Origin of the sequence: Mucilaginibacter sp. CAU 1740 (genome assembly GCF_039839285.1) — a bacterium.
In the GTDB taxonomy this organism is placed as follows: Bacteria; Bacteroidota; Bacteroidia; order Sphingobacteriales; family Sphingobacteriaceae; genus Mucilaginibacter.
The window spans coordinates 145,646-168,791 of the sequence record NZ_JBDOQS010000015.1 but is presented as its reverse complement, the minus strand read 5'-3'; the positions used below and the strand labels follow the sequence as shown (position 1 = coordinate 168,791).

The 23,146-nt window shown below is 52.0% G+C and carries 30 protein-coding genes; 15 read left to right on the top strand and 15 right to left on the bottom strand.

Annotated features, from left to right (window positions below; translation table 11 throughout):
* Positions 1-88: 88 nt before the first annotated feature.
* Positions 89-709 (top strand): OmpA family protein, encoded by a 621-nt coding sequence (locus tag AAFN85_RS26945; protein ID WP_347531020.1) that lies wholly within the window; start codon positions 89-91, stop codon positions 707-709.
* 12 nt (positions 710-721) lie between these two features.
* Positions 722-1,327 carry a PRC-barrel domain-containing protein gene (locus tag AAFN85_RS26940; RefSeq protein ID WP_347531018.1) on the top strand — a complete coding sequence of 202 codons (606 nt, stop codon included), beginning with the start codon at positions 722-724 and terminating at the stop codon, positions 1,325-1,327.
* A 393-nt stretch (positions 1,328-1,720) separates the two neighbouring features.
* Here the strand turns inward: AAFN85_RS26940 and AAFN85_RS26935 are convergent, their stop codons facing one another.
* A complete protein-coding gene (locus AAFN85_RS26935; protein WP_347531016.1) occupies positions 1,721-4,612 on the bottom strand; it encodes an AsmA-like C-terminal region-containing protein in 2,892 nt (963 codons plus the stop codon).
* 302 nt (positions 4,613-4,914) lie between these two features.
* On the opposite strand from AAFN85_RS26935, the gene AAFN85_RS26930 reads away from it, so the two are divergent.
* The gene (locus AAFN85_RS26930; RefSeq protein WP_347531014.1) at positions 4,915-5,289 is read left to right on the top strand and encodes a response regulator; all 375 of its coding nucleotides are present in this window, start codon (positions 4,915-4,917) and stop codon (positions 5,287-5,289) included.
* Between the two features lie 27 nt (positions 5,290-5,316).
* On the opposite strand, the gene AAFN85_RS26925 is transcribed toward AAFN85_RS26930, so the two are convergent.
* On the bottom strand, positions 5,317-5,550 hold the full coding sequence (locus AAFN85_RS26925) for a DUF4113 domain-containing protein (protein ID WP_347531013.1): 234 nt from the start codon (positions 5,548-5,550) through the stop codon (positions 5,317-5,319).
* A gap of 42 nt (positions 5,551-5,592) precedes the next feature.
* Between AAFN85_RS26925 and AAFN85_RS26920 the strand changes: the two genes are divergently transcribed.
* Positions 5,593-6,318 carry a DUF4386 domain-containing protein gene (locus AAFN85_RS26920; protein ID WP_347531011.1) on the top strand — a complete coding sequence of 242 codons (726 nt, stop codon included), beginning with the start codon at positions 5,593-5,595 and terminating at the stop codon, positions 6,316-6,318.
* Between the two features lie 53 nt (positions 6,319-6,371).
* On the opposite strand, the gene AAFN85_RS26915 is transcribed toward AAFN85_RS26920, so the two are convergent.
* The 6 genes from AAFN85_RS26915 to AAFN85_RS26890 all read right to left on the bottom strand — a co-directional run bounded on the left by AAFN85_RS26915 (position 6,372) and on the right by AAFN85_RS26890 (position 11,200).
* Entirely contained in the window at positions 6,372-6,929 is a 558-nt protein-coding gene (locus AAFN85_RS26915) for a ferritin-like domain-containing protein (RefSeq protein WP_347531010.1), read from the bottom strand.
* Positions 6,930-7,194: 265 nt separating this feature from the next.
* The gene (locus AAFN85_RS26910; protein ID WP_347531009.1) at positions 7,195-8,148 is read right to left on the bottom strand and encodes a YbhB/YbcL family Raf kinase inhibitor-like protein; all 954 of its coding nucleotides are present in this window, start codon (positions 8,146-8,148) and stop codon (positions 7,195-7,197) included.
* On the bottom strand, positions 8,145-9,146 hold the full coding sequence (locus AAFN85_RS26905) for an SDR family oxidoreductase (RefSeq protein WP_347531008.1): 1,002 nt from the start codon (positions 9,144-9,146) through the stop codon (positions 8,145-8,147). Before AAFN85_RS26905 ends, AAFN85_RS26910 begins: the two co-directional genes overlap by 4 nt.
* Positions 9,136-9,933: an alpha/beta hydrolase gene (locus AAFN85_RS26900; RefSeq protein WP_347531006.1), complete on the bottom strand. Its 798-nt coding sequence runs from the start codon at positions 9,931-9,933 to the stop codon at positions 9,136-9,138. Before AAFN85_RS26900 ends, AAFN85_RS26905 begins: the two co-directional genes overlap by 11 nt.
* Before the next feature lie 61 nt (positions 9,934-9,994).
* A complete protein-coding gene (locus tag AAFN85_RS26895; RefSeq protein WP_347531005.1) occupies positions 9,995-10,450 on the bottom strand; it encodes a PA2169 family four-helix-bundle protein in 456 nt (151 codons plus the stop codon).
* Positions 10,451-10,525: 75 nt separating this feature from the next.
* On the bottom strand, positions 10,526-11,200 hold the full coding sequence (locus tag AAFN85_RS26890; RefSeq protein WP_347531004.1) for a lipid-binding SYLF domain-containing protein: 675 nt from the start codon (positions 11,198-11,200) through the stop codon (positions 10,526-10,528).
* A gap of 126 nt (positions 11,201-11,326) precedes the next feature.
* On the opposite strand from AAFN85_RS26890, the gene AAFN85_RS26885 reads away from it, so the two are divergent.
* The 4 genes from AAFN85_RS26885 (at position 11,327) to AAFN85_RS26870 (ending at position 12,989) form a co-directional block, all read left to right on the top strand.
* Complete coding sequence (locus tag AAFN85_RS26885) at positions 11,327-11,806, top strand: sigma-70 family RNA polymerase sigma factor (protein WP_347531003.1); 480 nt, start codon at positions 11,327-11,329, stop codon at positions 11,804-11,806.
* Positions 11,790-12,374, top strand: a complete 585-nt coding sequence (locus AAFN85_RS26880) for a hypothetical protein (RefSeq protein WP_347531002.1) — start codon at positions 11,790-11,792, stop codon at positions 12,372-12,374. Before AAFN85_RS26885 ends, AAFN85_RS26880 begins: the two co-directional genes overlap by 17 nt.
* Positions 12,375-12,379: 5 nt before the next feature.
* Positions 12,380-12,601 (top strand): hypothetical protein, encoded by a 222-nt coding sequence (locus AAFN85_RS26875; RefSeq protein WP_347531000.1) that lies wholly within the window; start codon positions 12,380-12,382, stop codon positions 12,599-12,601.
* Positions 12,602-12,704: 103 nt separating this feature from the next.
* Positions 12,705-12,989: a hypothetical protein gene (locus tag AAFN85_RS26870; protein WP_347530998.1), complete on the top strand. Its 285-nt coding sequence runs from the start codon at positions 12,705-12,707 to the stop codon at positions 12,987-12,989.
* Here AAFN85_RS26870 and AAFN85_RS26865 read toward each other — a convergent pair.
* Complete coding sequence (locus tag AAFN85_RS26865; protein WP_347530996.1) at positions 12,986-13,228, bottom strand: hypothetical protein; 243 nt, start codon at positions 13,226-13,228, stop codon at positions 12,986-12,988. The two genes, AAFN85_RS26870 and AAFN85_RS26865, sit on opposite strands and share 4 nt — an antisense overlap.
* A 139-nt stretch (positions 13,229-13,367) precedes the next feature.
* On the opposite strand from AAFN85_RS26865, the gene AAFN85_RS26860 reads away from it, so the two are divergent.
* Complete coding sequence (locus tag AAFN85_RS26860; protein ID WP_347530995.1) at positions 13,368-14,261, top strand: cation diffusion facilitator family transporter; 894 nt, start codon at positions 13,368-13,370, stop codon at positions 14,259-14,261.
* Here AAFN85_RS26860 and AAFN85_RS26855 read toward each other — a convergent pair whose 3' ends face one another.
* Together AAFN85_RS26855 and AAFN85_RS26850 are read right to left on the bottom strand one after the other, a co-directional pair.
* The gene (locus tag AAFN85_RS26855) at positions 14,262-14,552 is read right to left on the bottom strand and encodes a hypothetical protein (protein ID WP_347530994.1); all 291 of its coding nucleotides are present in this window, start codon (positions 14,550-14,552) and stop codon (positions 14,262-14,264) included. It abuts the gene before it with no gap.
* A gap of 65 nt (positions 14,553-14,617) precedes the next feature.
* Positions 14,618-15,058 carry an Hsp20/alpha crystallin family protein gene (locus AAFN85_RS26850; protein WP_347530993.1) on the bottom strand — a complete coding sequence of 147 codons (441 nt, stop codon included), beginning with the start codon at positions 15,056-15,058 and terminating at the stop codon, positions 14,618-14,620.
* Between the two features lie 179 nt (positions 15,059-15,237).
* Between AAFN85_RS26850 and AAFN85_RS26845 the strand changes: the two genes are divergently transcribed.
* Both AAFN85_RS26845 and AAFN85_RS26840 read left to right on the top strand, forming a co-directional pair.
* The gene (locus AAFN85_RS26845) at positions 15,238-15,498 is read left to right on the top strand and encodes an FAD-dependent monooxygenase (RefSeq protein WP_347530991.1); all 261 of its coding nucleotides are present in this window, start codon (positions 15,238-15,240) and stop codon (positions 15,496-15,498) included.
* Positions 15,495-16,370 (top strand): FAD-dependent monooxygenase, encoded by an 876-nt coding sequence (locus AAFN85_RS26840; protein WP_347530989.1) that lies wholly within the window; start codon positions 15,495-15,497, stop codon positions 16,368-16,370. Before AAFN85_RS26845 ends, AAFN85_RS26840 begins: the two co-directional genes overlap by 4 nt.
* A 112-nt stretch (positions 16,371-16,482) precedes the next feature.
* Here the strand turns inward: AAFN85_RS26840 and xth are convergent, their stop codons facing one another.
* Entirely contained in the window at positions 16,483-17,268 is a 786-nt protein-coding gene (xth, locus tag AAFN85_RS26835) for an exodeoxyribonuclease III (protein ID WP_347530987.1), read from the bottom strand.
* A 75-nt stretch (positions 17,269-17,343) separates the two neighbouring features.
* Between xth and uvrA the strand changes: the two genes are divergently transcribed.
* Genes uvrA through AAFN85_RS26820 form a run of 3 tightly spaced genes read left to right on the top strand, consistent with a single transcriptional unit; the run spans position 17,344 to position 20,879 of the window.
* A complete protein-coding gene (gene uvrA / locus AAFN85_RS26830) occupies positions 17,344-19,866 on the top strand; it encodes an excinuclease ABC subunit UvrA (RefSeq protein ID WP_347530985.1) in 2,523 nt (840 codons plus the stop codon).
* 30 nt (positions 19,867-19,896) lie between these two features.
* On the top strand, positions 19,897-20,448 hold the full coding sequence (locus AAFN85_RS26825) for a GDSL-type esterase/lipase family protein (RefSeq protein ID WP_347530984.1): 552 nt from the start codon (positions 19,897-19,899) through the stop codon (positions 20,446-20,448).
* 53 nt (positions 20,449-20,501) lie between these two features.
* On the top strand, positions 20,502-20,879 hold the full coding sequence (locus AAFN85_RS26820) for a hypothetical protein (RefSeq protein ID WP_347530983.1): 378 nt from the start codon (positions 20,502-20,504) through the stop codon (positions 20,877-20,879).
* A 242-nt stretch (positions 20,880-21,121) separates the two neighbouring features.
* Here the strand turns inward: AAFN85_RS26820 and AAFN85_RS26815 are convergent, their stop codons facing one another.
* From AAFN85_RS26815 to AAFN85_RS26805, 3 genes are read right to left on the bottom strand one after another with little or no spacing between them, the layout of a single operon-like run.
* On the bottom strand, positions 21,122-21,460 hold the full coding sequence (locus AAFN85_RS26815) for a hypothetical protein (protein ID WP_347530981.1): 339 nt from the start codon (positions 21,458-21,460) through the stop codon (positions 21,122-21,124).
* Position 21,461: 1 nt separating this feature from the next.
* Positions 21,462-22,232 (bottom strand): Ku protein, encoded by a 771-nt coding sequence (locus AAFN85_RS26810; RefSeq protein ID WP_347530980.1) that lies wholly within the window; start codon positions 22,230-22,232, stop codon positions 21,462-21,464.
* Positions 22,229-22,528 (bottom strand): hypothetical protein, encoded by a 300-nt coding sequence (locus tag AAFN85_RS26805; RefSeq protein WP_347530978.1) that lies wholly within the window; start codon positions 22,526-22,528, stop codon positions 22,229-22,231. Before AAFN85_RS26805 ends, AAFN85_RS26810 begins: the two co-directional genes overlap by 4 nt.
* 30 nt (positions 22,529-22,558) lie before the next feature.
* Here AAFN85_RS26805 and AAFN85_RS26800 point away from each other — a divergent pair, with 30 nt between their 5' ends.
* Positions 22,559-23,107, top strand: coding sequence for a GNAT family N-acetyltransferase (locus AAFN85_RS26800; RefSeq protein ID WP_347530976.1), 549 nt, complete (start codon positions 22,559-22,561; stop codon positions 23,105-23,107).
* Positions 23,108-23,146 lie beyond the last annotated feature (39 nt).

Genomic DNA, 23,146 nt, shown 5'->3' with positions numbered 1-23,146 from the left:
GGTTTAAAAAATAAGAAAATAAATTAACCAAAACATCTTGTTCAGAGCGGCGGTTATATTTCATTATTTACCTTAAAAAACAAAACATATGGCAGAACTAGACGTACAGCCCAAGCGCTCCAGTCCCTGGTGGCTTTGGCTATTGATCGCGATCATCGCGGTCGTGATCCTCATTTTCCTTTTCCGGGGATGCAATTCTAAAACAACAACGGTCAGCACCGCCTATTCCACTTCGACGACTAAAGCCGTCGCAGTAACGAAACCCGATTGGGACGCGGTAGATTTTAACGGCGCCCGAACCAAAGATGAAGACGTGACCGACACATCGATCGCGGTGAGCGGCAATGATCGTTACACGATCTACACGCTGGGCGAAAATATCCTATTTGCGACCGATCAGAATACGCTGAACAGCGATGCTGGCGATAAATTAAAACAGATCGTTTCTTCGCTGAACAAACGCTTTAAAGGAGCGAACATCGGCGTATACGGCAGCACGGATTCAACCGGCACCGCCGGTCATAATAAAGCGTTGGGCGCTGAACGTGCCGCAGCCGTGAAGAACTGGCTGGTGACCACGGGAGGTTTGGATTCCACGCTGGTATCGATCCATTCGCTGGGCGAGAACAAACCGGTAGCCTCCAATGCGACGGCAGCCGGACGCCAGGAAAACCGTAATGTATCTATTGTCGCATTTCCCAATAAATAAAAAAAGCAAATCATGGATTACGAAAATGAAAATAGCAACCAGGGCTATCACCTGGAAGAGCTGAGCAACAGCGATTACGAGATCAAGGATGGCGAGCCGGATATCATCGGCTGGGATGTACGGAATAACGGCGGCGGCAAGCTGGGTGAAGTGGACGAGCTGATCTTCGACCCGCAGGCACGCAAGGTACGTTATATCGTCTTGAATATGGAAGGTAATGATCTGGACCTGGAAGACGAACGACGCGTGCTGATCCCCATCGGCATCGCCAATTTACACACCGATAAAGATGAGGTGGTCGTGCCGCTCATCACCGAGCTGCAATTAGCGCAATTACCGCCGTATGAAAGCTGTCCGAAACTGACGCCGGAACTGGAAATGAACATCCGCCGGGCGATCGAGGGTGAAGCAGGCAGCACGGCACCTTATGATCATCCGCAGTTCTATGAGCACGAACACTTTGATGAGGACCGCTTTTATAACCGGGGTAACGATTCAACGATCGTGGCCGACGAGGCGAGCCGCAACGGGGACGAGCGTGCCGCACGTACCGGCCGCATCGTAGAGCGTCTGAAACGCAGTGACAAGGACGAGCCGATCGATCCTACAGCCAGCTAATGGAAACTTAACCAGGTTACCTATGCCCGCGTCTGTTTAACGAGCTGGCGATCCCGCAGTTCGATGAGTTCGAAGGACTGCCACTGGCCGTAGCTTTGCAGCAGCAGCGCGGAACATTGTTAAAGCTAAAGGCCGCTGGACAGCCGCTTAGCTTTCTAAATACGTTTTACAATTCCAGAGGAAACCTGGCATTCAAAATAAAAGAAGCGCCCCTGTGAATCAGGGGCGCGTTCTAACCAATTGTAAACCTAAAAGATGAGAAGAGCGGCAAACGCGGGATCGCACCGCGGGTGCTGCCTTTTTCAGCTGTTTGCCCGACACTAAATATACCTGCAGAAAGCGCTGGTTGTTTACGATAGGTCGGGGGGGAATGATCAAAATGATAATGATCGATCAGATCTTATCTACCTCTTTGTCCACTTTTTTCTTAGCCTCTTTCGCGTCTTTCTTGGCCGCTTTTTTCTCCTGTTTTTGTACTTTCCGCGGATTGACCGTATCGTGTTTTTCCTCTTGTACGACCTTATTGATCTTGCGGTTGTAGATCGCGGTCAGGATCGCCTGGCCCTTGCGGCTGAAAAACTTGAGTTTCGGCTTTTCACTGGTCCCGGTGACGGCGACAGGGATACCGATCAAACCGCCGGGCGGTAAACCAACCCTGACCAGGATATCGAGCAAGCCGTTGAAACTGGTCGTTCCACTGATCGACGGGCGGAGAATAGAGACCTTGAACGTGAATTTATCAATATGGATCAGGTTGTCCTTGATCTGCGTGCTGATATTCACACCTTTCATGTCCGGGTGGTTGAAACCATCGATCCCGGAATTATCGCCCACCACCGACAGCATCTTCAGGTTCTTTACCGCCACGTCCCTTAAGTTTACCACACCCCCGCCTTCCAGCGAAGGATAGATCGGGTTCATATTCTGGTCAAAATCGCCTTTCAGCTTATAGTCCAGCGAGACGATCCCGCTCACATCTTTGGCTGAGGTCGCCATGGTCCGCACCATATCGATCTCTTTATAAGCCCGCTGCACATCAAAGTCCTGTACCTTAAAGCCCACATCAAAATTGGCTGCCAGGGGCGACTCATCCTGGTAACGGGCATCGATACTCATCCGGCTGCCGATGATATCGAAGGATGTATGCTTTAGAAAGATCTGGCCGTTGCTGATCGCCGCCGTACCCTGAAGATTATTCATATTCAATCCTTTGAAACCGACTTTTTTAGCATCCACTTTTAACGCTACATCCAGGTTCTTCGGCACGATCACTACGCCGCTGCTTTTCGGGTGCTCGGCTTTGGCGTATTCAACCGCTATGGATTTATCATCATTGTCACCGCTCTTCAGCGCCATGAACTCGTCGACCAGGATATGATCGGAATGCAGACCGAAGTTTCCGTGCAAAGTCCCTTTACGTTCCAGGAAATAATTGATGGTGTTGAGCAAATACCCATCCAGCGCGAAATCCGACCGGCCATAGGTCGCGTTAAATCGGCGGAACCACATCTTTTCGTTCTCGAACTGGAATTTACCTTCTTTCAGGTAAAAAGACTTGGGGAGATAACTCGTGGTCGCTTTGATGTTTTTCAGCAGCAGGGTGCCTTTATTATCCAGCTTGCTATACTGCCCGCTGGTGGCATAACTTTCCCGGCCGTTGAGTGAAAGGTCGGCGCTGATCTGCCCGGTAATATCCAAACCTTTCCGGCTAAAGACCTGGTAGATCCGTCCTACATTCAACACGCCTTTGGCGCGCACCTGATAAAGCATATCCTGGAAATCCTGCAGGTCCGCGCTGACAAAAACCGGGTTACCTTCAAAATCGAATTGGAAAGGTGACAGCTTAACGCCCAAACTCTTGAAGGTGCCATCGGTATCGCTAATCTGCGCATCCAGGTTGATATGCTGGATCGGGTTCGGGTAAGCGGTACTCTTTAGCCAGCCTTCGTTCAGCTTGATAAAGCCCTTGGTTTTCGGGAACAGCTTTTTTGAAAAACTGAAGATCCCGTTGGCCTGGAGGTCGGCGTTCAACAGGCCTTTCATATCCAGGTCTTTCAAACCTAAGGCGGCATCCAGCGTTTGCAGGTCAACGCCGCCTTTCATATTGGCAACCACATTCATTTCGCTCAAGCCTTTGGTTTTGACCGCCGCGCGGAAAGTGTTGTTCTTGCCCAGGTCAAAATTCAGCTTTTTAAGGTCAAGTCCCAGTTGTTCCGCATCCAAAGCCGGCAGATCGATACCCAGATCGACATTTAAGTTATTCATCGGTACCGGGGCCTTGGCATTGGAGATGGTGCCATCATTCACCAGCAGGTGCGCGGTAAAGTGCGGCTTCTGTTTCCGCTGCTCGCTGAATTGACCTTTCAAGCTGAAGAACAAGCTGCTTTTGCCCTCGATCTTCGTATCCTTCGCCCAATCCAGGTAAGTGGGAGGCAGTACCGAGATCATATCACGGATCGTGGTTTTTTCCGAGGCGGCCTTGATGTCCAGGTCATAGCCATCTTTAAGGATGCTGACGAAGCCATTGAATTTTAAAGGGAGGTCATTGATCTTGAGTTCATTCTTTTTCAGCACGAAGGTCAGCGCATTGGTATTGATCCGGGTGATCAGGTCGGCATGCAGGGATTTTTGCTGCGCATACCACACCCGGTCCAGGCTGAAATTGAGCTGATCGATCTTCAGATCGGTCTCCAAATCAAAGATATCCTGGCTCAGGCCGCCCTGGCCGGTATAGTTCAAGCCTTTGGCATCCAGGTAGACTTTTGCCGTATGGTCGATGTATTTCACCTGCCAGTTCTTGAATTTGATCAAATCAAGCTTGATCGAGGTGCCCTTGCCGGTCGTGTCTTTCGGGCCTTTATCCGGGCTTGATACATAGACGTTATAATTGGCTTCTCCTTTACTATTGACATACACATTGGCTATCGCATCGCTGACGTAGATCTCGTCGATCTTGACCCCGCCGCCAAAGATCAGGTCTTTAAGATTGATCCCCGCCGCTACTTCTTTGGCCGCAAGTAACGTGTCCTGCTCGAAAGGTTTTGAGCCCCGGAGAATGAGGTCGTCCACCGATACGGTCAGCGACGGAAAATGCCGAAAAAAGGTCAGATGCACCTGCTTATAATCCAACTTGCCGGCCAAACGCTTATTGGCAAAGATCTTGACTTGCTGGGAGATCGTCCCCGGGAACAGGATAGGGATGATGAACATCAGGAATAAAATGAAGGCCACAAAGATGCCGGTCCATTTCAAAATTTTCATGCCTATTTTTCTGAGCTTTTCCATAAGTGATCAATTGCGATAAATAATACCGGTATAACTTCAAACCGGCGAAATTGTTCCCGCCCAAACATTCCGGCTATTCCGGCCTGATCAAATTACGACTCCTGTCCAAAGATTGCTCCCGGCCATCGCGGTGACGGTCTGAAGGGTCGCATCTTGATCGCAGCTTTGATTTGAATTCCGCAAAATCGAACAACCCAACGGCCAATGTGGACACTTTCAGTATTTTAAGTTAACAAAATGCGGGCGGATATGCTGCCCGGTCTACTGGCATGATATTTAGACTTGTAGCCATATAATTATTGATGATGGAGAACGGCAAGAGAATATTGATCGTAGATGATGATGAAGACATCCGGTTTGTGATCCGGATGATCCTGGATGAAGAGGGGTACACGATCAGTGAGCTGGCTGACGGGCATGATGTGGTCCAAACCGTGGACGACTGGCATCCGGATGTCATCCTGCTCGACGTGATGCTGGGCGATATGGACGGCCGGGATATCTGCAAAGGGCTCAAATCGAGCGATTTGACCGCCATGATCCCAGTCATCATTATTTCAGCGAGCCACGGGCGACATACCATGCATGAAAAGATGTGTATGGCCAATGATTATATTGAAAAACCGTTTGACATCAACGACCTGGTCAATAAGGTCAGGTACTATGCCGCTGCCTGAGAAGGATGAACCTGGCCGTTAAGCCAATCAACGCACAACGATGATATCTTTCCAGTTCGTTGTATATTGCTTGCTTAAAAATTCCTGCTTCATGGCCCATTTCCGCTCAAAGCTATCCGCGCCCAGGCGGACCGTCCCGCGGCCATAACGGTCGTTCAGCGTATCCATCAGTTCCGCCAGCTGCTGCTTGCGGCTATGCTCGTAATTGCAAAACATGTTGTACTGATGAGCCTGGTCATGCTGCCCGTCCAACTGTAACAAATGTCAGATGTCTGGGTCTTAGGAATAACCAATCCATTGACCATGAGCACTTTTACTGACATCCATGAGCGCCCGAAGCCCTATGCCCGGCTGGCCGGGCTGTTCTACCTCTTTATTATTCTCGCCGGCATCTTCGGCCAGATCTACGTGCGCGACAGCCTGCTGGTCTCCGGCGACGCCGCTGCAACGGCCCGCAATCTGATCGCACACAGCGAACGCTGGCAGGCGGGGATCGTGGCGGAGCTGCTGATGCACCTGTGCGATATCCCGGTGATGGTCATCCTGTATTTCCTGCTGCGGCCGGCCGGTAAGCTGACGGCTTTCATGGCCCTGCTCTTCAACGTCGTGCAAACGGCAGTATTGGTCAGCGTGCGGCTGCAGCTGGTTTCCGCCTTGCTTCCCTTGTCGAATGCGGCTTACCTGCAGGGTGTGGATACGCACCTATTGCAGGCACAAGCCTACACTGCTATCAGGTTGCACGATATCGGTTTCAGCCTAGGCTTATTATTTTTCGGAGCGACCTGCCTGCTCAACGGCTATCTGATCCGCCACTCAGGTTATATCCCAAAATGGATCGGCGCGCTCCTGCAGCTGGCGGGGCTGTGTTACCTGGTCAACAGCCTGACGCTCTTATTGACGCCGGGCTTTCACAGCGTGCTTTTTCCGTTTGCGCTGCTGCCGTGCTTTATCGCTGAACTGAGTTTCTGTGGCTGGCTGATCGCCAGGGGTGTCAGATTGGATCGTTGGCCAAACCGTCTTGACCTATAAAACAAAAGGGATACGCACGCGCATCCCTTTTTGCTTTTTATAATGAACTGCTTTTATTCCGTTTCCTGGGCGGCAGCTTCATTCACGTAATTCTCTGCGACCTGGGTCAGCAGCGAATTGGCGTTCTTCTCCTCAGCCAGGGTCTCGTCCAGCAAGCTTTGTGCTTCGCTGAAACCTAAAGTACCGGCTAAAGTGCGCAAGGTACCATATGAAGCGATCTCGTAATGTTCCACCTTTTGCGCGGCAGAGATGATCGCCACATCACGCACTTCGGTGCCTTTATCGGTATCTTCCAGCAATTCGGTCGCTTCTTTCAACAGCCCTTCCATGGCCAGGCACTTTTTCGCTGCGGCTTTTTCGCCGACCGAAGCAAACACGCTTTCCAGGCGGGTGATCTGGTTCTTGGTCTCTTCCAGGTGCGTTGCGATGGTGTTTTTCAAATCTTCTGAGGTCGCGCCTTTGATCATTTTAGGCAAAGCAGTAGCTAAATGTTTTTCCGCCCAGTAAATGTCTTTCAGTTCGTCGATAAATAATTCTTTCAAAGCGCTTTCGGCTTCGGGTGTACGTTCCGCAGCTGCTGCGGTCGTTTTTTTGCTTGTTTTTGTAGGCATGATGTTTTGATTTTGATGTAAGTATTCAGGATACAATTAGCATACCAATCGCTGTCTATTCATTATTCGGCGCGGTCAAGATCGACATCATCGCCGTCCGGGATCTCTTCGGAATGACTGTTATCGAGGTCAATGTCCTGATCGTCGTCCTCATTGTTTTCTAGGTCGTCCGTTTCCGGAAAATCATCCTGGTTGGCCGGGTCTTCTCATTCTTCTTCAGGCCCCGGGTAATTGTTGTTGGTTTCCATGGTGTTGCTTTTTAATTTTATTTGCTTTTCATATAGAGTCCTGTGAGAACTCCTTCAGCTAGTATATGCCCCTTCATGGCTTTTTCGAGCGCAGCCTGATCGGCGCTTTTGTCTAATGACAACTGGCTATCCAGCGCATAGACGAAGAAGTTATAACGGTGTGTGCCATCAGGCGGGCACATGCCCATATAACCGGGCTGTTGATCGCTGTTCTGCCCCTGCACGCCGCCTTTAAAGTTTTCGCTGATCTGGCTAGCAACAGGTATATTCCATACCACCCAATGCGTCACCCCACCGGCCTTAGGTGCGTCCGGGTCGTGAACAATGATCGCCAGGGATTTCGCATTAGCAGGAATACCTTTAAAGTTTAGGGGCGGACTGGCCTGGCTGCCCTCGCAGGAATATTTGGCCGGGATCATCCCGCCTTCGATAAAAGCGCTGCTGCTCACATTAATAAAACCCAGATGTTGGTTGATCACTTTTTCCAGCGTGCTAATATAATCGTGGTGTGTCTTGAGCTTGGGCAGCATTTGCTTGGCCCAGGCTTTGACCGCGGGGTCTTTACCGTTAATGGCATAAGCGGCAAAGCTTTGTACCGCTGCACCGTGCGCGCTCACCATGCCGTGCACGTACAGCTCGTCAAAATTCCCGCCCGCGTTTTTCAGTGCGATGTCTGGCTGAATGCCACCGGTAGCGGCAGTGGGTAACATGATGCCGCGTCTTTTTGTCAGGGCCACTAGCTGCTGTTCGGATTCGTCGTGTTCTTTGACCATCATCTCACCGAACATCCGCACTTCGCTGCGTTTTGCTTTTTGAACAGCCAGCTGGCTGGCGCTAACTTCCTGCAGGTTGCCGATACTGGCGACGATGAGGAAATGCTGTGCCGTGGTATCCGGGTCCGGCTGCGGTATCTGGGCCTTGGCAGCCAAGCTGCCAACAGCCAGTAATAAAAGTAAGGCTGTCTCTTTCATGGCATGCCCACACCTCCCGATGAACCATAGATCTGCCCGGTCGCAAAACTTGCGTCGGCTGCGGCCAGCTGCACATAAATGGAAGCCAGCTCCGCCGGTTGCCCCGGCCGGCCCAGCATAGTCCAGCTGCCGAATAACTGCTGTTTCTCCGGCTGCGCGCCGCCGCTGATCTGTAATGCGGTCCATACCGGGCCCGGCGCTACGCCGTTGACGCGGATGCCCTTGGGCCCTAATTGCTTGGCTAATGATTTGACGTAGTTCATCGTCGCCGCTTTGGTCTGCGCATAGGCGTATAAGTCCGGTGAAGGGTCATAAGCCTGTTCAGAGGTCGTGCCGATAATGGCCGAACCCGGCGGCAAATGCGGCAGCGCTTCCTTGATGATCCAAAACGGCGCATAAATATTGGTCTTCATCGTCGCGTCGAACTCTTCCGTAGTGACATCCAGCAGCGAAACGATCGACTGCTGCCGGCCCGCATTGTTCACAATGATATCGAGTCCGCCCAACGCGCTTATCGCTTTTTGTACCAATTGTTTACAAAAGTCTTCGCTCCGCAGATCGCCGGGTATGGCAACGGCTTTACGGCCCTCTTTTTTGAGCAGCGCGATCACTTCCTGCGCATCCGGTTCCTCGGTTGGGTAGTAATTTATCACCACATCGGCACCTTCCCGTGCATAGGCGATCGCCGCGGCGCGGCCCATGCCCGAATCACCGCCCGTGATTAGCGCTTTGCGGCCCATCAGCCTGCCGGAACCCTTATAGCTGGTCTCGCCGCAATCGGGTACCGGGTCCATCTTGCTTTGCAGTCCCGGCCAGGGCTGCGGCTGGCTTTTATAAGGCGGTTTGGGATAAAGTTTTGTCGGGTCGCTGATCTTGGCGGGCCCGTCGGCTGCGTTACCTTTTCCTGATGCAAAAGCCGGTGAAATAGCTGCTGCGGCCAGCGTGGTACCCAAACCGGCAACTACCTGCCGGCGGGTCATTTTACCGTTATTGGTCATCGCTCAATGTATTATCGTTAGTAAAATATACCTGTTCATTCAGCCAGGTGGCGATACTTTCGGCCACCTCTTCCCAGCCGGCTTCGCCGCAGATATAGTGGTCGCGGCCCGGAAAAGCCTCGAAGAAGGTCAGGCTGTTCTCATCCGTATAAGCTTCCGCATTTTTCTCGTTCAGCTCAGGCGGGATGATCTCGTCTTTCTCGCCGCCGATAAACAATAATGGTGCGTGCGGCAGATCCAGGTCGATCTGACCGGCTTCGCCCATGCAATCGCGCAGCACATTACGGCTATCATGGGTCGCAAAAGCTTCCCAGGCCGTTTTAGCATCTTCCTCACTCAGGGTGTTGCAGAAGGATCCGTGGAAACTTTCCAGGTCCATATAGAATGGTTCATTGCCTTTAAAAGGATTGGCGATCAGGGCACTGTTTTTCATAAAGCCCCAGTCAAAGGCCAGCATCGCGTTAGGCGCTACCGAATCGATGCAAACACCCGCCGCGCCAATGCCGCGGCTGATCAGGATCTGCACGACCAGGCCGCCTACCGAGTGTCCGATCAATATCGGATTTTCCACGCCGGATGCTACGCTGACAAATTCATCAATGATCTCGTTCAGGTGCAGGTCACCCAATTCAGGCGCCGGGTTCGCGCGCAGTGCCGCCGGTTCGCCTTCATGATAGGGCCATGCCGGTGCGATAAAGTTATAGCCTCGTTGGCTAAAGAACGCCTGCCACTTTTCCCAACTTTTAGGGTTCTGGAACATGCCGTGTATAAAAATAATGTTTTTCATAGGTGTATGATGATGAGATAAAAAAAAATAGCCGCCCGGCTGGGGCAGCTACCTAAGTTCATTAGTCTTGTTTACTGGCGTCGCGCAAAGCCTTGATCTGGTCATGCGCTGCGTTGATACCGCCGGCCTGGCTGCTGACAACAGCTACTGCTTCAGCCGGCAGTTCGCCGCCGCTTAAAGCATCCTGGTAAGCTTTTTTGATGGCATCTTCGCCGCGTTCCGCTTCGGATAAAATACTGGCGCGGTCACTGCCGCCAAAGATGGATTTGACATCGATCCAGGCGCGGTGCAAGGTTCCGCTCACACTGGTGCCGGTTTCAACCTCACCGGCATTGCCTACTAAAGCGGCCAGTTCCTGTCCGTTTTTGCGGCTTTGCTCGGCATAGCCCTGGAAGATCTCTTTCAGGTCAATGTTCTCATCTTTAATATCCGCGATCGCTTTCTCAAAGCCGGCCACACGGTCATTGTTAATTTCGATCAGGTCGTTCAATACGCCTGTTGCTTGGGTAGTTTCCATAATGTTTTTCTTTTAATAGATAGACCTATGGACTGACCAATACCATGCCATAAAAAGCGCATACAACTGAAAGTTTTACAACGCGGCCAGGTTCCGTTTTAATGTACGGATCGCGCTGCTGCTGCTTTTCGAGGTTTCGAAAAGATCATGCGAACTTACACCGGCACCATAATAATTAGCGTCCGCTTTTTTATCGATCGAGAGACTGGTGCCGTTCAGGCTGATGCCGGCAAAAAGACCGCGGCTGCGGGAATAAGAGTACACCTCGGCTTCCAGCTTGTAATCGGTATTGGCTGAGCTGCTGCGGCCCACCGGTCCGGCTGCCGCCGAAATATCGCCGCCGATGGTCACATCACCATTCTTTACTTTCGTCAGTACGCCTTTGTGACGGAACACCAATACCAGGTCCACCGATTGCACGCCGATCTGGGCTCCAATACTGCCGCCCGCCAGCGTAACGAACACCGGGTCGCTCCATTTGCCATCACCTAGTTTGACCATCGCCACGCCATGGCCCAGCTTACCGCCGATGCCGAGGCCCGCATTGATCATACGCGGTACGATGATGATGCCCGAGTATTCAGCGATCAGCCGGTGCGGGATGGATTCTTTCATCTTACCGAAATCGCGTAACACGGATGCGGCTTTATCGATGCGTTCGGTCTCTTTGTTACCAGCGGCAAAAGCCGAGGTCAGTACCAGGAACAGACTAAGCGCCAGCGGAAGGCCGGCAAAACGTAACTTTTTCATAGGGTCGATTTTAATGTTTGAACTGAAAGGAGAACCCCGGAAATTCGCTGCTTGTTTCTGCTTTTTAGCATTTTTTGTAACATTAGGGACAAGTCCGTATCCAACCCAGCAAATCAAAGACCCAGGATGATCCCTTTCGAGGAAATTTACGAACGATACGCGCCGCAGATTTACCGCGTTTGCCTGGGTTATACCAATGACCCGGCGCAGGCGCAGGACCTGGTACAAGAAACTTTCATCTCGGTTTGGAAAGGGCTCTCCGGCTTCCGGCAGGAAGCGCAGCTGGGCACCTGGATCTTCCGGATTGCGACCAACCATTGCCTGCGGGCGCTGGAAGTAGACAAACGGATGCCGAAAGCGGAATTACCGTTCGACCTGGCGCAAACCGTCGAAGTATCTCAGGAAACCAAACTTCAGCTTTTATACCAGTTTATCGCGGAGCTGGAAGAAACCGAGCGTATCATTATTTCGCTGGAACTGGAGGGTTTGCCGCAGGCAGATATGGCGGCGATCGTGGGTCTGACCCATGGCAATATCCGGATCAGGGTCCACCGCATTAAAGAAAAGCTGACCAAAAAATTTAAAGCCCATGGACAATTTGAATGACTTGAGATCGCTCTGGCACACGGCCAATACGGACCGCTTGCCCGGTGCCGGTGAAATGCTGCGCCTGGTCAAGGGCTTCCGCAGCCAGAAATTACGTAACAAATGGCTGATCATTGTAGCCTCCATCGTCTTGGCCGGTATCATGGTATTTGCCATGCTCCTGGGGCATTTTGAATTGGTAGCCACTTATCTTGGCGGCAGCCTGATGGCAGTAGCCTGTCTCTTGCTCGCCATCACGAATATCCGTTCCCTTAAACGCTTTTACCAGCTGGAAGACTGCAGCAACCTGGAGTTCGTCGCCTTTATCGAAAAGACCCGGCAAAACCAGCAGCGCTATTACCAAAAGACCATGCGGGCGATCATGCTCCTCTTGGCGATCGGCTGGCTGCTGTATCTCTATGAACCTGCCCGCGCGCATGGCGGCTGGCTCTATGTACTATACGGCGGCATCCTGCTTTACCTGGCCATCATGTGGTTTTACGTGCGGCCGCGTAATTTTAAAAGAAACGCCCAGAAGCTGGATCAGATTCAAGCCAAACTGGAAAAGATCACTGAACAATTAAAATAATCACCATGAAACGTAACATATTCCCCAAACCAGCACTGTATCTATTAATTGCCGGCCTATTACTGACCACCGGTGTCCCGCTGTTCAGCCGCTATGTCCCGATGCCTGATGCCTTAAAAGGTTTTCTGAGCGGCTTAGGCTTGGCGTTAGAATTCATGGCGCTGGTTAAAGCGCAGCGCGGCAAAAAGGGAACGCACTGTCGACAGGCAGCGCCACCGGTCGTCTGAGCCCAAAGCCTTCCCGGCTGATAACCGGATCTTCTTCCTCACTGACGGAACCTATTGGCCTTTGAACGCGTTATAGGTTTATAACGGCAACTTTGCTGCGAAGATGATGCAAAAAGATGAATTATGCTTATTGATCAGGGATTTGGCTGAGCAGCAAGCCGCTTATGCGGGACTGATGTCGCTTGCGCTGGTTTATCATCTGCCCGATGATTCCTTCATGCTGGCGATGTATGAGGTACAGGATCGTATGCAGCTTCAGCTTCGCAGTCTGTTACGGGAATTGCCCGGCGCAGATCCCGAACTCCTGGAAAGGTTTGATGTACTGTTGATGGAAAAGCGGCTCAATCTCCTGCTGACTACAGCCGACGTACGACCGCTTGCGGATTAGTTATCCCAGTCCTGGTCGCTGTAATTCTGGATAAAACCGGCGATCTGCGCCTGTTCGCCCTCGGATAGTTCGCCGTGGAAGGTCCAGCTGTGCATTTCCGGCGCGAATGTAAAACTCCCCGCGGGCGCAGCCCCGACGGAAAGCGTATAGTGCAACTTATTTTCACTGTCAGGACTTATCGCGACATTCCGGCTTTGGCCGTCATCAAAAATAATGGGCAGATCAATTGCGTTTTTCATAGGAAGCTCCTTTCTTTACATGCAAACCGCTCATCAGCAGACCCGTTGATGATGGTTGGGGCGCTAAGTTAAGGATAAGTGGTATTCATCTTAGCCAAACCGGCTGCTTTTTTTGTTGTTCAAACTTAAACATTAAAACATGCCGGCATCGAAGACACCTATTTACACGGCCCTGGCCGCCAACCTGCTCATTGCTGCTGCCAAGCTCACGGCAGCTTTGCTCACCGGCAGCTCGGCGATGGCCTCCGAGGGCATCCATTCACTGGTCGATACCAGCAACGAAGTCTTGCTGTTATACGGGATGCGACGCAGCCGGCTGCCGCCGGACGAGCACCGGCCGTTCGGTTACGGCAAGGAATTATACTTTTGGGCCTTTGTCGTTTCCCTGCTCTTTTTCGCTTTGGGCGGCGGTTTTTCGATCTACGAGGGCATTCATCATTTGCTGGAACCAGAACCGGTCCGCAACCCGGAGTGGAACTACGCCATACTGGGATTTGCGCTGATCTTTGACGGCATCTCGCTGATCACCGCGCTCCGTGAATTTAACCGGCAACGCGGCGGGGCGCCTTTCTGGCAAGCGGTCAAACAGAGCAAGGACCCTTCCACTTTCGTAGTGCTCTTCGAGGATGCGGCGGATGTGACCGGCATCCTGCTCGCCTTCACCGGTATTGCGCTCGGTCAATACTTTCACAATCCTTATGCGGATGGTATTGCATCGATCCTCATCGGTTTGTTACTCACTTTCGTAGCCATTTTCCTGGTCCGGGAAAGCCGAAGCCTGCTCATGGGCGAGACGGCCAGCCCTCAGGAAGTAGCCCAGATCATTGACCTGGTGCAGAACGCGCCCGGCATTTTGCAGGTAAGCCATCACCAGTCCATGTACCTGTCGCCGGAAGAGGTCATGCTGCAGCTGCAGGTACGGTTCCGGCCAGGACTGAACAGCGAAGACCTGGTCGCTACGACGCAGCAATTGCGGTTAAACATCCAGCAGCTGTTCCCGCACTTTCAACATATCGCGATCGAAGCCGTTTAGTTATTTCGGCTCGATCGCGTGTAAGCGGAACAATTCACGGGTAATATGCTGGCAATTCTCGCAGAGCTCGCTCAGCTTGCAGCTGATGCTTTTTACTTTTAGCGGTATTTCCCCGGCTATCTCCAGCAGATCCAAATGCAGGATGGCTTTATCAGCCATATCCTGCCGTCCGTTCAAACCGTCAAACACCGTTTCGGCAAATATGCGGTCCTTGCCCAAAAAATATTGCCCGCAGGCCTTAAACCCGTCCGGCGTGCGGAAGCTGATCAATAATTCAAACTCACTTTTCATAGCGCACGAAAATAACAGAAGGCCCCTCGCGGGGCCTTCGCATTCAAACTATAAAATCACTGGCTTTATTTAATTTCGATTTGTTTACGCAGCGCTTTGGCTTCCTCGCGTTTAGCGATATCGATCCGCAATATGCCGTCGGTATAAGTGGCGTCGATCTTACTGTCGTCCGCGCTTTCAGGCAAGGTAAAGGAACGCACAAAAGAGCTGTAGCTGTATTCGCGTTTGCTGTAGTTCTTTTGGTTGTCTTCGTGGTTGGCATTTTGTTCTACCGAGATGCTCAGCTGGTTGCGTTCGAGGTTCAGTTTGAAATCTTCTTTTTTCAGGCCCGGCGCAGCCAGCTCCACATGGTAATTGTTCTCGGTCTCGCTGATGTTCACGGCGGGAACGCGGGTCACCAGGCGATCATTGAAAAAGGTGTCGTTGAAAATGGAATCGAAAACGTCATTAAAGCCTGGCAGTAATGAGCCGTTTCTTTTTTCAGGATTGAATTTAACTAAGGTCATGGCCTTCTCTTTTTAAAAGTTGAACAAAAGATTAATTAAACTAAAAATCCGGTAACAAGCCCTGTGCCAGCGTATTGGTACTGCAAAATTTTCAGTTCAGCGCTGAAATTTTTGCATTTTCCGTGTCAAAATTTCAGCGCTGGTTAAAGTATTTTTCCATTTCATTCGTCTACCCTGATATGAGTATACAAGGTAAACAAATCGCGATCATTGGTGGCGGCCCGGGCGGCTTAACACTGGCCAGGCTTTTACAACTCAAAGGTGCCAGCGTAAGAGTATATGAAAGAGACCTGCATCAAACAGCACGCATCCAGGGCGGCGCGCTCGACCTGCATACCAAATCGGGTTTGGCGGCCTTAACCAAAGCCGGCCTGATGGAAGAATTCAAAGCGCATTACCGACCCGGTGCGGACTGTGCCGGATCACTGACCAGCAGTTGAATATCCGTTTGGACGAGCATGGCTCCGGCCGGAAAACGGACTTTGGCGATAAAGGCCACCGGCCCGAGATCGACCGCGGGCCCCTGCGCGATTTGCTTTTAAATTCCCTGCAGCCCGGTACCGTGGTTTGGGACAGCCAGGTCACTCGTCTGGAACAATTGGGAGCACAATGGCAGATCTATTTTGGGAACGGCAGCCACATCACCGCCGACCTTGTGATCGGTGCAGACGGCTCGAATTCGAAGATCAGGCCTTTTGTCACGGACAGCAAACCCCTATGGACCGGCGTTACCTTGCTTGAAGGTGCCCTTAAAGACAGCGCGAAAACGGCGCCCCATATTCATGAATTGTTAAAAGATGGGAAAATATTCGCTTTCGGTAACAGCCAAGCGATGTTCGTCAGTTCAAAAGGCGATGGCAGTTTCGGTTTTGCTGCCAGCTTCCGGTCCGCTGAATCCTGGGCAAAAGACAGCGGCATTAACTTTATCGACAACCGGCAGGTGCTCGACTGGTTCAAAAAGGAATATGCGCAATGGGACGCTACCTGGTGGGAACTGTTCGACAGCCCGGATACCATTTTTATCCCCCGGCCGCAATATTGCATGCCGCTGAACCAGCACTGGGAAGCCCAATCCAATATTACATTGCTCGGCGACGCCGCGCATTGGATGCCGCCTTTCGCGGGCGAAGGCGTTAATATGGCCATGCTGGATGCGCTGCAGCTCAGCGAGGTGCTGACCGATCCAAAGTTCAGCGATAGCCGCGCAGCCATCGCGCATTACGAAAAACAAATGTTCGCCCGTTTGCCAGGGTCGGGCAGGAAACTTTATTTAATACCCATTGGATGCATGGCCCGCAGGCTTTGCAGGTGATATTGGCCATGTTCGGTAACAACATATTCAAGAAAATTGCTTTTTTAGAAAAATACTTCCTGAAGGTCAATGTTTTTCCTGCCTTGCGCAGACTGTTCAGCCTCCCACCTGATCAGTTGCCCGTTACATCCGCCAGCTCGACCCAGGCAGGGGCATGATCACTGGTATGATCCCAGCTGCGCACATATTTGTCGACACCGGCAGCTCTTAAGCGGACATCCAACTCCCTGTTCAGTAAAAAGTGGTCCAGCCGCAAGCCCGCATCCCTGCCGTAGGCGTCGCGCAGGTAATCCCAAAAGGTATAGATCCGCTCATCGGGATAGAGCTTGCGTATGGCGTCCGTCCAGCCCGAGTCGACCAAAGCTTTAAAAGCCTCCCGGCTCTCCGGGCGGAACAGGGCGTTCTTTAAATATTTGACCGGTTTATAGGTATCGAGTTCCGTCGGCATCACATTATAATCACCGACCAGCGCCACCGGTAAACCAAAAGTCAGCAATTTATCGGCATGTGCTTGCAGCCGTTCCATCCAGCGCAACTTATAATCGAATTTCGGTCCCGGCCAGGGATTGCCGTTAGGCAGGTACAAACAGCCGATCACAACGCCATTGATAAAGGCTTCGATATAGCGGCTATGCTTGTCCTCCGGGTCGCCCGGCAGTCCGCGCCGCGTTTCCTGGATCTCGCCATAGCGCGAAAGGATCGCGACACCGTTCCAGCTTTGCTGCCCGTGCCAGATCGCATGGTAACCGGCTTCCAGCAACGCGCGTTTCGGGGACCGGTTATCCTCGCATTTGAGCTCCTGCAGGCAGACCACGTCCGGCTGCGCTTCCGCCAGCCAGCGCAGCAAATTTGCGATACGGCCATTGATGCCATTGATGTTATAGGAGGCGATCTTCATGGCCATTTAACAAGCACCTGCAGCGTTAGTTTTATCCGGCTGAAACAATGACAACTGACAACCTGTTTCGTGTACATGGATAAAAAAGATCGGTTTTCGGGATTTGTCAAAGTAAAGGGTGCCAGGGAGCATAATTTAAAAAATGTCAGCCTGGAGATCCCGCGGGACGCGCTGGTCGTATTCACCGGCATCTCCGGTTCCGGTAAGTCTTCGCTGGCCTTCGGCACGCTCTATGCCGAGGCGCAAAGGCGCTATCTTGAATCTGTTTCACCGTATGCACGACGGCTGTTCAATCAAATGGCCATCCCGGAGGTCGATGAGATCGAAGGCCTGCCGCCGGCGGTGGCTTTACAGCAGCAGCGGGGTGCGGCCAGTACACGGTCGTCAGTGGGCAGTGTGACCACCTTATCCAACCTGCTGCGCATGCTGTATTCCCGGGCCGGGGACTACCCGCCCGGGCAGGGCATCATTTATGCCGAATCCTTTTCGCCCAATACGCCCGAAGGCGCCTGCCCGGAATGTCATGGACTAGGCAGGGTTTACGAGATCACCGAACAAACCATGGTACCGGATCACTCGCTGACCATCAGGGAAACAGCCATCGCCGCCTGGCCATCGGCCTGGCAGGGACAGAACCAGCGCGACATCCTGACCACCCTGGGTTATGATATTGATATTCCCTGGAGGGACATCCCCCAGAAAGACCGTGACTGGATCCTGTTCACCGAGGAACAACCGGTTGTCCCGGTCTATTCCGGTTACAGTCATACCGAGATCCAGCGCTTTATCAAAAACAAACGTCAGCCGGATTATATGGGCACCTTCACCGGGGCCCGCCGCTATGTCCGCCATACTTTTGCCAATAGTCAAAGCGCGCTGATGAAAAAGCGCGTCAGCCAGTATATGCAGAGCAGCGAATGCCCCCTGTGCCAGGGTAAAAGACTGCTACAGGAATCGCTCAGTATCAAATTTGCCGGCTACGATATCGCTGAACTCTCCGGGCTTGCCCTAAATAAGCTGGCGACGGTCTTTGAACCTTATGCCAAGGGAGATGCACCGGCTTTGAAGAAATTAGCGGCGAAAAACCCGGAAAAAGTGATCGTCGCTAAACGTATCGCTGAAGATTTCCTGGCGCGGCTGCAGGTCATGCTCGATTTGGGCCTGGGTTATTTGACCATCGAGCGCAGCACGCCGACCCTATCGCCGGGTGAGTTGCAGCGCTTAAGACTTGCCACGCAGGTGCGCTCCAATCTGTTCGGTGTGGTCTATGTGCTGGACGAGCCCTCGGCGGGTTTGCATCCCGCCGATACGGAGGCCTTGCTGCGCGCGCTGGACAAATTAAAAGCCTCGGGTAATTCCCTCTTCGTGGTGGAACACGAGATCGATGTCATTCGCCATGCCGACTGGATCGTCGATGTCGGCCCGGCTGCCGGTGAAAAAGGCGGCCACATCCTTTATAGCGGTTTACCCGATGGATTAAAAAAGGTGGAGGCTTCGGTGACCCGGCACTACATTTACGGGGAAGCAGCCAAACCGGCGAATGATCCCCGGGAGCCCAAAGGCTGGTTAAAGCTGGAAGGCGTGACCCGGAACAATCTCCACCAGTTAAATGCGGAATTTCCGCTGGGCGTACTGACCAGCGTGACCGGTGTATCCGGTTCGGGTAAAAGCAGCCTGGTCAGCCAGGTACTGGTGGAACTGGTCGCCGAACATTTGGGGGTACAAGTGGATATCACCGCAGATACAGAAGCTGACCCACTGGAACAAACGGAAGTGCAGACGCTGGGCGGTCATATCAATGCAGGTACGGAAAACATCAAACGCCTGGTGGTCGTCGATCAAAAGCCCATTGGCCGCACGCCACGTTCCAACCTGGCCACCTACACCGGCCTGTTCGATCATGTGCGGAAACTGTTCGCAGCTACGCCAATGGCCAAAACTAAAAAGTACGACGCCGGCCGCTTTTCTTTCAACGTCGTAAAAGGCCGCTGCCCGCATTGCGAGGGGGAAGGATTCGTCATGGTCGAACTGCTTTTCCTGCCCAGCGTGTACACGCCTTGTCCGACCTGCGGCGGTACGCGTTACAATCCCCAAACCCTGCAGGTAAAATATAAAGATAAACACATTGCCGAAGTCTTAGCACTGACCGTGGACGAAGCGGCTGATTTTTTTGATGAGGAACCCGCGATCAGCCGCGCGCTGGAGGTGGTGTGCGAAGTAGGCCTGGGGTATTTGCGCTTAGGTCAACCCGCAACCGAGCTGTCGGGTGGCGAAGCGCAGCGGATCAAGCTGGCCACCGAACTGCAGCGCGCCCAGCACGGACAAACACTTTACATCCTGGACGAGCCGACCACCGGCCTGCACCCTTCGGATGTCGAACGTTTAATGCTGCAGCTCAACCGGCTGGTAGATGCGGGGAACACGGTGATCCTGGTAGAGCATGACATGAGCGTGATCGCGGCCAGTGACTGGGTGATCGATATCGGGCCTGGTGCCGGTGAAGATGGCGGCCACATCGTGGCTGCGGGGACGCCGAAAGAAATTATAAAAGTCAAAGCCAGCCGGACAGCGCCATACCTCGCCGGTTTTATTCTTTGAACAAAATGATCGCTGCGCCGTTAATTGCTGGTGAAGCATATTGTTTTTTTCGGGGATAGCCTGACGGCAGGCTATAAGCTGACAGATCCTGTCCGTGAATCGGTACCGGGTCTTTTACAGGAAAAAATCACGCAAAAGGGGTTTTCCTACCGGGTGAGCAATGCCGGCTTAAGCGGCGGCACTTCGAGCGGCGGCCTTAAGCGCCTTGCCCATTGGCTCCGTGAACCGGTCGATATCTTTATATTGGAACTGGGTATCAATGATCTCATCCGTAAGGTAAATATTGCGGCGATAGCCAAAAACCTGCGGCGTATCATTACAGCGGTAAAATTAAGATATCCCGGCTGCAAGTTGGTACTCATGGGTATGCAGCTACCCCAGTCATTCGGTCAAACTGCTCAGGCGTTTAACCTGATGTACAACGCGCTGGCCGAAGAATTCCAGATGGCTTTTGTTTCATTCTTCCTAAAGGATGTGACCGGTCAGCGGCACCTCAACCTGGCGGATGGCCTGCATCCGAATGCCGCCGGTTATCGGGTCATCGCGGAAAATATTTGGCCGGTGATCGAGCCCTTGTTATAAATAGGCATTGTGGTACGATAATAGCTTTACTTGTTTTCATCAAAATAATGATCATGACTGAAAAACCGATAACCCCCAAATGGCACGCGCTGATCGACTATGCGCTGGTAGGCAGCCTGCTAACCTTGCCATCACTGTTTGGCATGAATAAAAAGGCGAAACAGCTGTACGCTGCTGAAGCTTTGATTTTATTACCTTATGTCGCCTTAACCAAACAGCCGGTAGCGGTCAAAGGGCTGATCCCGATGGAAACGCATGGGAAGATCGACCCGTTCAATGTGGCCCAGTTTGCGCTGCAAACTTTTTTTAAACCTTTTCACCAGACAAAAAAAGAGCTTATCTTTAATGTCGCTTTTACCGCCATCGCCGGGCTTACGGTCCTGCTGACCGATTACAGGCCAGAACAGCAGCTATACGGCAAAGGGCTGTAGTCGCTCATGGAATATATTTACCTCGGTGACCGGTTGACCGATCCTACACGCAAAGGGCAGTCCTGCAAAGCGGTACGCCGTGCAGATGGCAAGTGCATCCGCGGCCGGAACGGGAGCATGCTGGTGCAATTTTCAGACGGGACAACATGCGTAATTATCGGCCGTCAATTACGCAAGATCAAAAGGTCGTTATGATCTTCTTTCTCTAATGGATTGCTCATCATTTAAATTTGAAATGTTTTTTAAATATCAGGTTCCTGATACGATTCGATGAACACCGCGAGATAAGCCTGCTCCGCGTGGCTCAGTACCTGACCCTCGAAATGCTGAAGATTGCCATATTCAAACACGAACTTGCCCAGGTAATCCGGGTTTTGCTCGTCCGGCAAGTCATCTGCCGGGGCGTCGCTTTCCAGTGGCTCGATGAACAGGTGTGTTTCATCGCCGAACGCATCTTTAAAGATCTTATAAACACCGGTTGAGCGGTAACCGTGGTAATTTTTTTCCAGGATCGGTTCAATGGTCACCTGGCGATCGCTGCCGCCTTCCTGCGGAATACTGGTTTGTACCGGGTTGATCATTTCAGGCTCCCTTTTTCACATTCAGACTGTTCATTAACTGATCATACAGATCATCACTTTTGGCTGCTTTCGGTTTCAATTTTTTGATGGTCGGGCGTTTGCCTTTAGCTTTTTGCTCGATGATCTTCAGCAATTCATTATGGTACTCATCTTTGTATTTGGCCAGGTCCATCGGTTCGGTATACTGGTCGATCAGCGCCAGGCCCATCTTGAGTTCCTTATCGCTGACCTCGATCTTTTCATCCAGTTCCAGCTCGCTTTGATCGCGGATCTGCTGGGCAAAACGGATGCGGGTGATCACCAGGTCATTTTCGACCGGGTGAACGATGCATAGACTTTCGGTGCTGCGCAACACGAAACGGGCCAGTCCGGCTTTGCCCGATTTTTTCAAGGCTGAAAGCAGTAAAGCATAAGCCTTATTTTTCTTAGTAGCCGGAGTGGTATAATACGAGCTTTCGTAATACATCGGGTTGACCGCGGCCAGGTCCACGAAATTCTCGATCTCAATGACCTTACTTTTTTCAGGCGCGGCCGCTTCAAAGTCGGCATCCTCGATGATCACATATTCGTCATCGTATTTATAACCCTTGACGATCTTGTCGTAAGGCACTTCTTTTTTGGTATTCTCGTTCACCCGCTGGAATTTGATATGGGCATGGTCGCGGCTGTCCAGCATGTCCAGATCGAGCCGGCTTTCCTGCACGGCGGAATATAATTTCACGGGGATGCTCACCAGGCCAAAGCCGATCGAACCGGTCCAGATGCTTCTCATAATTTCAGTTTTCTAATGTTATCGTTGATACCATGCGGATGATGCGCCTCGATCTTTTCGGCCAATAAATGCAGCACCTCCTCGTCGACCTCGCCCGGGTTCTGGCAGATCTGCAAAAAGTCATGGCTGTCCGGCGTAAAGCTGGCGACATAATTGCCATTCTCATACACCCGGTACTTGCACTTATCTTCTTCGTGATGGGCATATTCGCCTACTTCGAAGCGGTGCACCACTTTATCCTTACTCACCGTGATCGCGTAATTTTCCATATCAAGACAACCATTATTTGTTCGCATTGTTTATTGCATTGCGTAAATTTGCCGCCCATGCTTGATCCGCTTTACCTCGAAACCCGCCAGCTGCGGCTAAACCCCATCGGCGCCGCCGAACTGCTGCGCTACCGGGACCTGGTCACCGAGGTGTTTGAGCTATTTTCCGATGCAGAAACTTTGCATTTTATCCCCGAAAAGAAGCTGAATCATTTAGCCGAGGCTGACCAATGGTTAAAGGCCGCCATTCTGAGCGCCCATTCCGGGCGCAACGTGATCCATTTGATCACCGAAAAAAACTCAGGCCGGCTGATCGGGGTCGTCGATCTCATACCACCGGCGGTCGCCCGTGAACATTACCATCTCGGCCAGTACCCGTTCTTTATCGAGTTTTATCTCAAAGCCGAATACAAAGGCAAAACGCTGATGAGCAAGCTGCTGCCGAAGATCCTCCTGGCGCTGGAAACGCAGGGCATCCCGAAAGTCGCAGCGGTGGTCAACCGGCGGAACCATGCCGCCAGCAAACTGTTAGCCAAATGCGGTTTTCAGTACCGCCAGCCCTTTGACGTGCTCCAGGATTTTTACGAGTTTACGCAGGTGGCCTAGCGTGTTCAGGCGTGGATCCGGCCATTATTGCTTAACCAA

Coding starts and splice junctions, on each gene's coding strand:
- AAFN85_RS26820 (WP_347530983.1), top strand. CDS start 20,502: ATGACTGAAAAACCGATAACCCCCAAATGGCACGCGCTGATCGACTAT.
- AAFN85_RS26850 (WP_347530993.1), bottom strand. CDS start 15,058: ATGACCTTAGTTAAATTCAATCCTGAAAAAAGAAACGGCTCATTACTG.
- AAFN85_RS26945 (WP_347531020.1), top strand. CDS start 89: ATGGCAGAACTAGACGTACAGCCCAAGCGCTCCAGTCCCTGGTGGCTT.
- AAFN85_RS26800 (WP_347530976.1), top strand. CDS start 22,559: ATGCTTGATCCGCTTTACCTCGAAACCCGCCAGCTGCGGCTAAACCCC.
- AAFN85_RS26875 (WP_347531000.1), top strand. CDS start 12,380: ATGAAACGTAACATATTCCCCAAACCAGCACTGTATCTATTAATTGCC.
- AAFN85_RS26930 (WP_347531014.1), top strand. CDS start 4,915: ATGATGGAGAACGGCAAGAGAATATTGATCGTAGATGATGATGAAGAC.
- AAFN85_RS26810 (WP_347530980.1), bottom strand. CDS start 22,232: ATGAGAAGCATCTGGACCGGTTCGATCGGCTTTGGCCTGGTGAGCATC.
- AAFN85_RS26805 (WP_347530978.1), bottom strand. CDS start 22,528: ATGCGAACAAATAATGGTTGTCTTGATATGGAAAATTACGCGATCACG.
- AAFN85_RS26940 (WP_347531018.1), top strand. CDS start 722: ATGGATTACGAAAATGAAAATAGCAACCAGGGCTATCACCTGGAAGAG.
- AAFN85_RS26885 (WP_347531003.1), top strand. CDS start 11,327: ATGATCCCTTTCGAGGAAATTTACGAACGATACGCGCCGCAGATTTAC.
- AAFN85_RS26815 (WP_347530981.1), bottom strand. CDS start 21,460: ATGATCAACCCGGTACAAACCAGTATTCCGCAGGAAGGCGGCAGCGAT.
- AAFN85_RS26920 (WP_347531011.1), top strand. CDS start 5,593: ATGAGCACTTTTACTGACATCCATGAGCGCCCGAAGCCCTATGCCCGG.
- AAFN85_RS26915 (WP_347531010.1), bottom strand. CDS start 6,929: ATGCCTACAAAAACAAGCAAAAAAACGACCGCAGCAGCTGCGGAACGT.
- AAFN85_RS26855 (WP_347530994.1), bottom strand. CDS start 14,552: ATGAAAAGTGAGTTTGAATTATTGATCAGCTTCCGCACGCCGGACGGG.
- AAFN85_RS26935 (WP_347531016.1), bottom strand. CDS start 4,612: ATGGAAAAGCTCAGAAAAATAGGCATGAAAATTTTGAAATGGACCGGC.
- AAFN85_RS26870 (WP_347530998.1), top strand. CDS start 12,705: ATGATGCAAAAAGATGAATTATGCTTATTGATCAGGGATTTGGCTGAG.
- AAFN85_RS26910 (WP_347531009.1), bottom strand. CDS start 8,148: ATGAAAGAGACAGCCTTACTTTTATTACTGGCTGTTGGCAGCTTGGCT.
- AAFN85_RS26890 (WP_347531004.1), bottom strand. CDS start 11,200: ATGAAAAAGTTACGTTTTGCCGGCCTTCCGCTGGCGCTTAGTCTGTTC.
- AAFN85_RS26905 (WP_347531008.1), bottom strand. CDS start 9,146: ATGACCAATAACGGTAAAATGACCCGCCGGCAGGTAGTTGCCGGTTTG.
- uvrA (WP_347530985.1), top strand. CDS start 17,344: ATGGATAAAAAAGATCGGTTTTCGGGATTTGTCAAAGTAAAGGGTGCC.
- AAFN85_RS26900 (WP_347531006.1), bottom strand. CDS start 9,933: ATGAAAAACATTATTTTTATACACGGCATGTTCCAGAACCCTAAAAGT.
- xth (WP_347530987.1), bottom strand. CDS start 17,268: ATGAAGATCGCCTCCTATAACATCAATGGCATCAATGGCCGTATCGCA.
- AAFN85_RS26865 (WP_347530996.1), bottom strand. CDS start 13,228: ATGAAAAACGCAATTGATCTGCCCATTATTTTTGATGACGGCCAAAGC.
- AAFN85_RS26895 (WP_347531005.1), bottom strand. CDS start 10,450: ATGGAAACTACCCAAGCAACAGGCGTATTGAACGACCTGATCGAAATT.
- AAFN85_RS26845 (WP_347530991.1), top strand. CDS start 15,238: ATGAGTATACAAGGTAAACAAATCGCGATCATTGGTGGCGGCCCGGGC.
- AAFN85_RS26860 (WP_347530995.1), top strand. CDS start 13,368: ATGCCGGCATCGAAGACACCTATTTACACGGCCCTGGCCGCCAACCTG.
- AAFN85_RS26880 (WP_347531002.1), top strand. CDS start 11,790: ATGGACAATTTGAATGACTTGAGATCGCTCTGGCACACGGCCAATACG.